Source organism: Limnohabitans sp. INBF002, from assembly GCF_027924905.1.
Classification (GTDB): domain Bacteria; phylum Pseudomonadota; class Gammaproteobacteria; order Burkholderiales; family Burkholderiaceae_C; genus Limnohabitans.
The window spans coordinates 2,181,036-2,192,676 of record NZ_AP027055.1 but is presented as its reverse complement, the minus strand read 5'-3'; the positions used below and the strand labels follow the sequence as shown (position 1 = coordinate 2,192,676).

The following is an 11,641-nucleotide window of genomic DNA, read 5'->3' as shown; positions in this document are numbered from 1 at the left end:
GCGCCTAACGGTTGCCGCGCAAAAAGAAATGCTCAATCGCGTGGCGTGCCCGTTCGCGCGAGTCGGCGTCACCTGCGTGCAATTCGGCCATGGCACCGTGCAGCATTTTTTGGGTCAGGCCGCGTGACAAGGTTTCCAGCACCGCATCGACATCGTCGCCTTTGGCCAGTGATTTACGGGCACGCGCCAGCTCAGCGCTGCGCCAGTCTTCCGCTTGCGCGTTGAGTTGCTGAATGAGCGGCACATTGCTGCGCTGGTCCATCCAGTGTTCAAAGCTTTGCACGCCGGCATCGATGATGGCTTCGGCTTGCGCCACGGCGGCTTGGCGGTTGGCTTGACCGGTTTGCACCACGTCAGACAAATCGTCCACGGTGTAGAGGTACACGTCTTCGAGTGACTTCACTTCGGGCTCAATGTCGCGTGGCACGGCCAAGTCGACCATGAACATGGGGCGGTGTTTGCGTTGTTTGAGTGCGCGCTCCACCGCACCCAGGCCAATCAAGGGCAGGGTGCTGGCGGTGCAGCTGATGACCACATCAAACTCATGCAGTCGCTGCGGCAAGTCGGCCAAGCGCATGACTTCACCGCTGAATTGCGTGGCCAGCTTTTCGCCGCGTTCCAACGTGCGGTTGGCAATGGCGATGGCTTTGGGGTTCTTGGCGGCAAAGTGCGTGGCGCACAGCTCAATCATTTCGCCCGCGCCCACAAACAGCACGCGGGTTTCGCTGAGGTCTTCAAACAGCTGGCTGGCCAAGCGCACCGCGGCGGCGGCCATGCTGATGGAGTGCGCGCCAATCTCGGTGGAGCTGCGCACCTCTTTGGCCACAGCAAACGAGCGTTGGAAAAGTTGATTGAGCGTGGTGCCCAAAGCGCCGGCTTCTGAGGCAGCGCGCACCGCGTCTTTCATCTGGCCCAAGATTTGGGGTTCGCCCAACACCATCGAGTCCAAGCCGCTGGCCACGCGAAAGGCGTGACGGGCGGCATCGGCTTCCAGCAGGGCGTAAGTGTGGCCTTTGAGGTCATCTGCCGACACGCCGCCTGACTGCGCTAACCAAGCCAAGGTTTGCTGCATTTGGGCCTCGCTGCCCGCGCAGTAAATCTCGGTGCGGTTGCAAGTGGATAGGATGGCCACCTCGCTGTCGGGTGCAAAAGAATGGCGCAGGGTCGCGATGGTCGGACCCATTTGTTCGACCGCAAAAGTAAAACGGCCCCGCAAATCAAGCGGGGCTGTCGTGTGATTGAGGCCTAAAGCCCAGACTGCCATAACGCAGATTATAAAATTTACTCACATGGGCCCTTTAGAACAAATCATTCACACTTTTAACTTCATTGCACCGGCATGGGTTGTGGCCCTGTTTTGCGTGCTCGTGGCCCGTTTCACCGCCCGTTGGTGGCTGCCTGTGGCCAGTTGGAGCCTGCTGAAACAGACTGTGGTGAGTGGTGTTTTAGGCACGGCCGTCTTGGCTGGCGGCTTGGTTTTATGGGGCGTTGACGGAAAAATGGCTACGTATTCGGCTTTGGTCATCGCTTGTGGCACTGCCCAGTGGTTGATGTGCAAAGGCTGGCGCAGCTAAGTGTTGTGGTGATAAACACCTAACTTGGCATTCAAACATGCAGGCTTAAGAGGTAAAGCGAAGCGAGCGCTCCCCGAGACGAGCGAAGCAACGCCCCGCCAGACGGTGAGTAGGCCGTGTGCGCGGTGAGCGACATTCTGAGCGCAGCGAAGAGGAGCCAACGCGCATGCGGCTTACTCACCGTGCAGAAGTGACTTCAATCCAACGTCACCCGACCAATACCCCTAAAAGCCAATACCCGACACCCCCAAAGCCAGTAAGTGCTCTCAGCCCTCAAAACTCAAGTACCCAAGCCCCCTGCGGTAAAATTAACCCCTTAATTCGCGCCCTCAATGCGCCTTAGCGCGCACACCACAACATGAATGCTCCCACCTCGCTGAACCACTTGCTCGCCACGGCTGAAGAAAGCCCGCGACTGCGCGAAATTCCCTACAACTACACCTCGTTCTCTGACCGAGAAATCGTGTTGCGTTTGCTCGGCGCCGATGCCTGGGAATTGCTGCTGCGTTTGCGCCAAGAGCGCCGCACCGGTCGCTCGGCTCGCATGTTGTACGAAGTGTTGGGCGACATCTGGGTGGTGCAACGCAACCCCTATTTGCAAGACGACTTGCTCGACAACCCCAAACGCCGCCACCAACTGGTGGAAGCCTTGCATCACCGCCTCGGTGAAGTTGAGCAACGCCGCACGCCCGATACCGACACCGAACGCGATGCCATGGTGGGCCAGCTGCTGCAAGCGGCCAGTCGTGCGATTGAAACGTTCAACACCCAGTTCGACGCGATTGCCGCCCTGCGCAAAAAAGCAGCGCGCATGCTCAAGAAGCACACCGCCCACGACAACATCAAGTTCGATGGCCTCTCACGTGTGAGCCACGTGACCGACGCCACCGACTGGCGCGTGGAATACCCCTTCGTTGTTCTGACGCCAGACACGGAAGAAGAAATGGCGGGCTTGGTCAAAGGCTGTATCGACCTTGGCCTGACCATCGTCCCACGTGGGGGCGGCACGGGCTACACGGGTGGTGCGATTCCGCTCACGTGGAAGAGCGCGGTCATCAACACCGAAAAGCTCGAAGCCATGACCGAAGTCGAAATGGTCGACTTGCCCGGCATCGCGCACAAAGTGCCCACCATCTACACCGAAGCCGGTGTGGTGACCCAGCGCGTGGCCGATGCGGCTGAGCGCGGTGGTTTTGTATTTGCCGTAGATCCCACGTCTGCTGAAGCCTCGTGCATTGGCGGCAACATCGCCATGAATGCGGGCGGTAAAAAAGCTGTGTTGTGGGGCACCGCGCTCGACAACTTGGCCAGCTGGCGCATGGTGACCCCCGACGCTGAGTGGTTGGACGTGGTTCGCGTGGACCACAACCTCGGCAAGATTCACGATGCTGAGATGGCCAGCTTCGAGCTGAAGTACTACCAAGCCGACGGCAAAACCTTCATCCGCCAAGAGCGCCTCGACATCCCCGGCAAGTCCTTCCGCAAAGAAGGTCTGGGCAAAGACGTGACCGACAAGTTCCTCAGCGGCTTGCCCGGCGTGCAAAAAGAAGGCTGCGATGGTTTGATCACCAGCGCGCGTTGGATCTTGCACCGCATGCCTGTGCACACACGCACCGTGTGTATGGAGTTTTTCGGCAACGCCAAAGACGCGGTGCCCAGCATCGTGGAAATCAAAGACTACATGTTTGCCGAGCAAAAGCGCAGCGGCGTGTTACTGGCTGGCTTAGAGCATTTGGATGACCGCTACCTGCGTGCTGTGGGCTACGCCACCAAGAGCAAACGCGGCGGCTTGCCCAAGATGCTGTTGATTGGCGACATCGCTGGCGATGACGCTGACGAAGTAGCTCGCGTCACCTCTGAAGTCTCACGCATGGCCAACACCCGCAGCGGCGAGTGCTTTGTGGCTGTGAGCCCTGAGGCGCGTAAAAAATTCTGGCTCGACCGCAAACGCACGGCAGCCATCAGCCGCCACACCAACGCGTTCAAGGTCAACGAAGACGTGGTGATCCCTTTGCCACGCATGGCCGAGTACACCGACGGTATTGAGCGCATCAACATCGAGTTGAGCCTGCGCAACAAGATTGAGCTGTGCGACGCTTTAGAAGACTTCTTTGCCAAAGGCAATTTGCCTTTAGGTAAGTCTGACGATGCCGCCGACATTCCTACGCCCGAGTTGCTCGAAGACCGCGTGCAACAAGCCCGCTCACTCATTGGTGAAGTGCGTGGCCTGTGGCAGCAGTGGCTCAACGAGTGCGATGCACTGTTCCCACAGTTGCAAGATCACACTTTGCGTGCCAGCTGGAAAACACAAATCCGTGCGGTGTTGCAAAACACGTTCACGGGCGCACAACTCGCGCCCATCTTGGACGAGTGCAATGCCATTCACCAACGCGTGCTCAAAGGCCGCGTGTGGGTGGCCCTGCACATGCACGCCGGTGACGGCAACGTGCACACCAACATCCCCGTCAACAGTGACAACTACGCCATGCTGCAAACCGCCCACGAAGCGGTGGCACGCATCATGGTGCTGGCGCGTTCGCTCAATGGTGTGATTTCGGGCGAGCACGGCATTGGCATCACCAAGCTCGAGTTTTTGACCGACGACGAACTCAAACCGTTTGCCGACTACAAAGCCAAGGTGGACCCAGAAGGCCGCTTCAATAAAGGCAAATTGCTGCGCAACCAGGATGTGGATACATCCTTGCGCCACGCCGATTTGAGCCAAGCCTACACGCCGAGCTTTGGTTTGATGGGCCACGAATCGCTGATCATGCAGCAGTCCGACATTGGCGAAATTGCGGCCAGCGTGAAAGACTGCTTGCGTTGCGGTAAATGCAAACCCGTGTGCTCGACCCACGTGCCACGCGCCAATTTGCTGTACAGCCCACGTAACAAAATTTTGGCCACCTCGCTGCTGGTCGAAGCCTTCTTGTACGAAGAGCAAACGCGCCGTGGTGTGTCCATCAAGCATTGGGAAGAGTTTGAAGATGTGGCCGACCACTGCACGGTCTGCCACAAGTGTTTGTCGCCTTGCCCGGTGAAGATTGACTTTGGCGATGTGTCCATGAACATGCGCAACCTGTTGCGCAAGATGGGTAAAAAGAGCTTCCGTCCCGGCAATGCAGCCGCGATGTTCATGCTCAATGCCACCAACCCTGAAACCATCAAGCTGGCACGTGGCGCCATGGTGGGCGTGGGGATGAAACTGCAACGCTTTGCGCACGATGTGCTCAAGGTCGTGGCACGCAAACAAACCAAGGCGCCGCCTGCGTCGGTGGGTGCCGCGCCCATCAAAGAGCAGGTGATTCACTTCATCAACAAAAAGATGCCCGGCAACTTGCCCAAGAAAACCGCGCGCGCTCTGCTGGACATCGAAGACAAAGACTACGTGCCGATCATCCGTGACCCGAAGACCACCACGTCTGAAACAGAAGCGGTGTTCTATTTCCCCGGTTGCGGCTCAGAGCGCTTGTTCAGCCAAGTGGGACTCGCCACGCAAGCCATGTTGTGGCATGCGGGCGTGCAAACCGTGTTGCCGCCTGGCTACCTGTGCTGCGGCTATCCGCAAAAGGGTTCGGGTCAGTTCGACAAGGCTGACAAGATCATCACGGACAACCGCGTGTTGTTCCACCGCGTGGCCAACACGCTCAACTACCTTGACATCAAAACCGTGGTGGTGAGCTGCGGCACGTGTTTTGACCAGTTGCAGGGTTACCAGTTCGACAAAATCTTCCCTGGTTGCCGCATCGTTGACATCCACGAGTTCTTGCTCGAAAAGGACATCAAGCTCAGTGCCGAGCAGCAAGCAGGCTATTTGTTCCATGACCCATGCCACAGCCCCATGAAGCAACAAGACCCGATGAAAACGGTCAAAGCTTTGGTGGGTGACCAAGTGGTCAAGAGTGACCGCTGCTGTGGCGAGTCTGGCACTTTGGGTGTGACGCGTCCTGACATTGCCACGCAAGTGCGCTTCCGCAAAGAAGCCGAGTTGCAAAAGGACGAAGCCGCTTTGCGCGCCATGACGGGTGAAGCCAAAGGCGACATGAAGATCCTCACCAGCTGCCCCAGCTGCTTGCAAGGCCTCACGCGTTACGGTGACGATTTGCAAAACGGCTTGCTCGAAGCCGACTACATCGTGGTCGAGATGGCACGCAAGATCTTGGGCGAGCAGTGGATGCCCGAATACGTGGCCAACGCCAATGCCGGTGGCATTGAGCGCGTGCTGGTCTAACAGGAGCCCTTATGGCTGGATTGCAAAAAAACACCCCTGCGCCTCAAGACATCACGGTGCATGGCGCCTCGCGTGTGTTGGAAGTCAGCTTTGCCGACGGCGCGAGTTTTCGCATCCCGTTTGAGCTGATGCGCGTCTACAGCCCGTCTGCCGAAGTGCAGGGCCACGGCCCTGGCCAAGAGGTGTTGCAAACCGGTAAGCGTTTGGTGGACCTCGAAGGCTTAGAGCCCGTGGGCAACTACGCCATCAAACCCACCTTCAGCGACGGCCACGACAGCGGCTTGTTCACTTGGGAATACTTGTATTTCTTAGGCTCTGAACAAGACCAGCTGTGGGCTGACTACGAACGCCGCTTGCAGGCAGCCGGCACCGAGCGCGATGCCCCCATGCCCGAAAAGGCAGGCGCAGGCTGTAGCAGTCACGCACATTGATAAAATTAACAAAATTATGAGCAGCACCCATTTCGGCTTCAAAACCGTCGACGAGAAAGAAAAAGCCAAGCACGTGCGTGGCGTGTTTGACTCGGTCGCGTCCAAATACGACGTGATGAACGACCTCATGTCCGCTGGCCTGCATCGCGTGTGGAAACGCTACACGGTCATGGTGGCTGACTTGCGCGAGGGCTCGCAAGTGCTCGACATCGCAGGCGGCACAGGTGACTTGTCGATGGCCTTTGCCAAGAAAGTTGGCAAAACGGGTCGCGTGGTGCATACGGACATCAACGAAGCCATGTTGCGTACCGGGCGTGACCGTTTGTTGGACCATGGTTTTGTGTTGCCCACTTTGGTGTGCGACGCTGAGAAACTGCCGTTCCCCGACAACCATTTCGATGTGGTCAGCGTGGCCTTTGGCCTGCGCAACATGACACACAAAGACGTGGCCCTCAAAGAGATGTGCCGCGTGCTCAAGCCCAACGGCAAGCTGCTGGTGTTGGAGTTCTCCAAAGTGGCCAAGCCGCTAGAAAAGGCCTACGACTGGTACTCCTTCAACATCCTGCCCAAGCTGGGCCAGATGATTGCGGGCGATGCATCTAGCTACCAATACTTGGCGGAGTCCATTCGCATGCACCCTGGCCAAGAGGAGCTGAAAGTCCTCATGAAACAAAATGGCTTTGGCCATGTGGACTTTCACAACATGAGCGCCGGTGTCGTTGCGCTTCATGTTGGAATCAAGTGCTGATACATTGAGACAACAGGAGACGACGAAATGAAAAAACTTTTGACAGCTATTTTTGTGGTGGCGATGGCATTTGCCACCATGCACGCCGAGGCCGCCAAGCGCTTAGGCGGCGGCAAATCTACTGGCCAGCAGTCCAGCAACGTGACGCAGCGTGAAGCTGCCAAGCCTGCGCCTGCAGCGACCCCCAGCGCCGCACCCGCAGCTCCTGCCGCAGCCCCCGCTGCTGCGCCTAGCCGTTTTGGTGGCATGGGTGGCATGCTCGGCGGTTTGGCGGCTGGTTTGGGCCTCGCTTGGTTGGCTCACTCGATGGGTTTTGGTGCTGAGTTTGGCCAGTTCTTGATGTTTGGCGTGTTGGCCTTGGTTGTGATGATGGTGATTGGTGCCATCATGCGCCGCCGCCAGCAACCAGCAGCAGCCAACAACAGTCCGTACGCCTTTGAAGGCGCTGGCGCTCCCGCCAACCCCGCCACCTTGCCTCAGTACAACCCCAAAAATGTGGGCAACGACTCGTCAGCCCGTCCTGTGGACACCCACACCGACTTCGCCCCTGTGGGTGGTGGCTCGATGATCGGTTCTGCTTTGGGTGGCAACCAAACTTGGGGCATCCCAGCCGACTTTGACACCGCTGGTTTTGTCAGTGCTGCCAAGCAAAACTTCATGACCTTGCAGCAAGCGTGGGACCGCTCAGACATCGCCGCCTTGCGCGTGATGATGACCGACAGCATGCTGGACGAAATCAAGGCCCAATTGGCTGAGCGTGAAGCCACAGCCAATGGCCAAGTCAACCACACCGATGTGGTCATGCTCGATGCACACCTGTTGGGTATTGAAGACGTGGGCAACAACTACATGGCCAGCGTGGAGTTCTCGGGCCTGATCCGTGAAGAACCATCTTCTGGTCCCACACCGTTCCGCGAAGTGTGGAACATGACCAAGCCCAAAGACGGCAGCTTGGGCTGGTTGGTGGCAGGCGTGCAAGCTCTGCAATAAGCCTGTCAAACATCAGGATGCCCTCAGAAGGGCATCCAAACAAGGAATAATCGGGGACTATGGCAACACAGTCCCCTTTTTCTTGGTTGGCCGATGCAGCAGACACGCTGCGCGCCCAACTTCCCGCAGATTTTCCACAGTCGTTCACGCCGCCTGCATGGGCCGTGGCTGAAGTGCAGCAGCGCGTGGTGCTCTTGTTGAACCATGTGCTCATGCAAGAGCCTGCGGCGCTCGACCGCTTGCAACGCCAACGTGGCCGCCAAGTGCAAGTGTGCTGGCGTGACCAAGTGTTTCAATGTGCGTTCACGCCTGCGGGTTTGGTTGAGCTCATCACGCCCGATGCAGCTGGCAAGGCTGCTGACCTCGTGCTGCGTGTGAACGAACCTTCCCCGTTTGAATTGGCTAAAACTGTGTTGCAAGGCGAGAAGCCTGCCATTCGCATCGAAGGCGATGTGCAGTTGGCCGCCGAAGTCAATTGGCTGATCGACCACGTGCGCTGGGATCCCGAAGAAGACGTGGCTCGCCTCATGGGTGACGCACCTGCGCACACCTTGGTGCAAACCGCCAAGCGCATCGACGATGCGCTGCGCAGCTTTGTGCAACAACAAACCGCGAAGGCCGCGCCATGATGACCCGTTTGCTGCGCGGTATTTACATCGTCCTCATCGTCTTGCGCTATGGCTTGGACGAGCTGGTGCTGACCAGTTTTCAAAAGCCAGGCCTGCGTTTGCTGGCGCGCATTGTGTCGGTGGGGCGCGATTTATCGGCCCCGCGCGGCCAGCGTTTGCGCGAGGCCTTGGAGCATCTGGGCCCCATCTTCGTGAAGTTCGGCCAGGTGTTGTCCACCCGCCGCGATTTGCTGCCCCCCGACATTGCCGACGAGCTGGCCTTTTTGCAAGACCGCGTGCCACCGTTTTCGTCAAACGTTGCTGTGGACACCATCGAGCGCGCGTTTGGTCGCCCGCTGAACGAAATCTTTGTCGAATTCACGCACAAACCCGTGGCCAGCGCGTCCATCGCGCAGGTGCACTTCGCAGTCATCAAAGATCGCGACGGTCAAACGCGCGAAGTGGCCGTTAAAGTGCTGCGCCCCGGTATGTTGACGGTGATCGACAAAGACCTGAGTCTCATGCGCATGATGGCCGGTTGGGTGGACCGTCTCAGTGCCGACGGCAAACGCCTGAAACCCCGCGAAGTCGTGGCCGAGTTTGACAAGTACCTGCACGACGAACTCGACTTCATGCGCGAAGCCTCCAATGCCGCGCAACTGCGCCGCAACATGGAAGGCCTCAACCTGGTGCTGATTCCTGAAATGATTTGGGATTTCTGCCGCGACGACGTGATCGTGATGGAGCGCATGAAGGGTGTACCCATCAGCCAGGTGGACCGTTTGCGTGCAGCGGGAGTGGACATTCCAAAGCTGGCGCGCGATGGCGTGACCATCTTCTTCACCCAGGTGTTTCGCGATGGTTTTTTCCATGCCGACATGCATCCCGGCAACATCCAAGTCAGCTTGGAGCCCGCCACGTTTGGTCGCTATATCTCGCTGGACTTCGGTATCGTGGGCACGCTCACGGAGACCGACAAAGAGTATTTGGCGCAAAACTTCACCGCCTTCTTTCGCCGCGACTACAAGCGTGTGGCCGAGTTACACATCGAGTCAGGCTGGGTGCCCACTGACACACGTGTGGATGAGTTGGAGTCTGCCATTCGCGCGGTGTGCGAGCCGTACTTTGACCGCCCGTTGAAAGAAATTTCTTTGGGTTTGGTGTTGATGCGTTTGTTCCAAACCTCGCGTCGCTTCAATGTTGAGATTCAGCCGCAACTCGTGTTGCTGCAAAAAACCTTGCTCAACATCGAAGGCTTAGGCCGCCAGCTCGACCCCAATTTGGATTTGTGGAGCACCGCCAAACCGTTTTTGGAAACGTGGATGCTCGACCAAGTCGGGCCTAAAAAGCTGTGGAAACAATTGATCGCCGAAGCGCCGCGTTACGCCAAGCTTTTGCCTGAATTGCCGCGTCTGGTGCATGACTTTTTGAAGCATCGCCAAAATAACGACAACGCCCAGTTGCAGCTACTTATTCAAGAGCAACGCCGAACCAACCGCTTGCTGCAAGGTATGGCGTGGGTGGGTGGGGGCTTTGTGGTGGGCTTGCTTGCGATGCAAATTTTTGTGCGTTTGCACCATTTTTATTAAATATTTTTCGGAGTTGACCCGTGCTGCTCACACTCGTCATCGTCTATTTGTTGGTCACCATCGCCATTGGTTTGATGGCGGCCAAGCGCGTTCAAAACTCGGCTGACTTCGCCATCGCAGGCCGTCACCTGCCCATGGCCATGATCGTCACCACCACGTTTGCGACGTGGTTTGGCTCAGAAACGGTGTTGGGCATTCCCGCCAAGTTTGTGAATGGCGGTTTGCACGGTGTGGTGGAAGACCCTTTCGGCGCGGGCTTTTGCTTGATTTTTGTGGGCCTGTTTTTCGCGGGCAAGCTCTACCGCATGACGTTGCTCACCATCAGCGACTACTTCCGTGAGCGCTATGGCCGCACGGTGGAAGTGGTGTGCTCGCTCATCATCATGGTCAGCTACCTCGGTTGGGTGTCGGCGCAAGTGACGGCTTTGGGCTTGGTGTTCAACCTGTTGTCCGATGGTGTGGTCAGCCTAGAGCAGGGCATGGTGATAGGTGTGGTGTCTATCTTGGCCTACACCTTGTTTGGTGGCATGTGGTCGGTGGCCATCACCGACTTCATTCAGATGATCATCTTGGTGGTGGGGCTTTCCATCTTGGCTGTGTTTGCCGCAGGGCAGGCGGGTGGTGCGGACAAGGTGATGGCGCTGGCGATCAGCCAAGACATGTTCAAGTTCTGGCCTGAGCCGAACATGAAAGATATTTTGTTCTTCTTCGCCTCGGCCATCACCATCATGCTGGGCTCGATTCCGCAGCAAGACGTGTTTCAGCGGGTCATGTCGGCCAACAGCATCAAGGCCGCCACGCATGGTCCCGTGATTGGCGGCATTTGCTACATCTTGTTTGCGTTTGTACCCATGTTTTTGGTGGTCAGCGCCATGATCATCATGCCGGAGCAAGCGGCCGCGTTGATGGCCGATGACCCGCAAAAAGTACTGCCGACCTTGGTGATGACGCAGATGCCGTTTGTCATGCAGGTTTTGTTCTTCGGGGCTTTGCTGTCGGCTATCAAATCTTGTGCTTCGGCGACTTTGCTGGCACCTAGCGTCACGTTCACCGAAAACATTTGGCGCCAATTTCATCCGCACCAAAGTGACCAACAAGAACTGCGTGCCATGCGCGTGACGGTGTTGGTGTTCAGCATGTTGGTGTTGGGCTATGCCATTCGCATGCAGGGCACGTCGATTTACGAGATGGTGTCGGGTGCTTATCAGGTGCCGCTGGTGGGTGCGTTTGTGCCGCTCACCTTTGGCCTGTACTGGAAACGTGCCACCACGCAAGGCGCCATCTTTGCCTTGGTGTTGGGCTTGCTCACTTGGGGCTTGTTCTTGGCCACGCCAGCAGGTGACGAGTTTCCTGCCCAATTGGCAGGTGTGTTGGCCAGTTTGACGGGCATGTTGGTGGGCTCTTTGGGGCCACAAGCCATCCGCAATGCCCACGGCAGCCATCACAAACTGGTGGGCGCGGCCTAAACCT

9 protein-coding genes are annotated in these 11,641 nt (G+C 57.6%); 8 read left to right on the top strand and 1 reads right to left on the bottom strand.

Going from position 1 to position 11,641, the window contains the following annotated elements; genetic code table 11:
• Window positions 1-4: 4 nt before the first annotated feature.
• Window positions 5-1,264 carry a glutamyl-tRNA reductase gene (gene hemA / locus QMG15_RS10985; protein ID WP_108358281.1) on the bottom strand — a complete coding sequence of 420 codons (1,260 nt, stop codon included), beginning with the start codon at window positions 1,262-1,264 and terminating at the stop codon, window positions 5-7.
• 25 nt (window positions 1,265-1,289) lie between these two features.
• Between hemA and QMG15_RS10980 the strand changes: the two genes are divergently transcribed.
• The 8 genes from QMG15_RS10980 to QMG15_RS10945 all read left to right on the top strand — a co-directional run bounded on the left by QMG15_RS10980 (window position 1,290) and on the right by QMG15_RS10945 (window position 11,637).
• Window positions 1,290-1,574: a hypothetical protein gene (locus tag QMG15_RS10980; RefSeq protein ID WP_108358280.1), complete on the top strand. Its 285-nt coding sequence runs from the start codon at window positions 1,290-1,292 to the stop codon at window positions 1,572-1,574.
• Window positions 1,575-1,932: 358 nt separating this feature from the next.
• The gene (locus QMG15_RS10975; protein WP_281788636.1) at window positions 1,933-5,805 is read left to right on the top strand and encodes an FAD/FMN-binding oxidoreductase; all 3,873 of its coding nucleotides are present in this window, start codon (window positions 1,933-1,935) and stop codon (window positions 5,803-5,805) included.
• An 11-nt stretch (window positions 5,806-5,816) separates the two neighbouring features.
• Window positions 5,817-6,236 (top strand): DUF971 domain-containing protein, encoded by a 420-nt coding sequence (locus QMG15_RS10970; protein ID WP_108358278.1) that lies wholly within the window; start codon window positions 5,817-5,819, stop codon window positions 6,234-6,236.
• A gap of 16 nt (window positions 6,237-6,252) precedes the next feature.
• Window positions 6,253-6,984, top strand: coding sequence for a bifunctional demethylmenaquinone methyltransferase/2-methoxy-6-polyprenyl-1,4-benzoquinol methylase UbiE (gene ubiE / locus QMG15_RS10965; RefSeq protein WP_108358277.1), 732 nt, complete (start codon window positions 6,253-6,255; stop codon window positions 6,982-6,984).
• 27 nt (window positions 6,985-7,011) lie between these two features.
• Complete coding sequence (locus QMG15_RS10960) at window positions 7,012-7,974, top strand: Tim44-like domain-containing protein (RefSeq protein WP_281788635.1); 963 nt, start codon at window positions 7,012-7,014, stop codon at window positions 7,972-7,974.
• A 59-nt stretch (window positions 7,975-8,033) separates the two neighbouring features.
• Window positions 8,034-8,603, top strand: a complete 570-nt coding sequence (locus tag QMG15_RS10955) for a hypothetical protein (RefSeq protein WP_281788634.1) — start codon at window positions 8,034-8,036, stop codon at window positions 8,601-8,603.
• Window positions 8,603-10,171 carry a ubiquinone biosynthesis regulatory protein kinase UbiB gene (ubiB, locus tag QMG15_RS10950; RefSeq protein WP_281790126.1) on the top strand — a complete coding sequence of 523 codons (1,569 nt, stop codon included), beginning with the start codon at window positions 8,603-8,605 and terminating at the stop codon, window positions 10,169-10,171. The genes QMG15_RS10955 and ubiB overlap by 1 nt, the downstream gene beginning before the upstream one ends.
• Before the next feature lie 20 nt (window positions 10,172-10,191).
• A complete protein-coding gene (locus QMG15_RS10945; protein WP_281788633.1) occupies window positions 10,192-11,637 on the top strand; it encodes a sodium:solute symporter family protein in 1,446 nt (481 codons plus the stop codon).
• Window positions 11,638-11,641 lie beyond the last annotated feature (4 nt).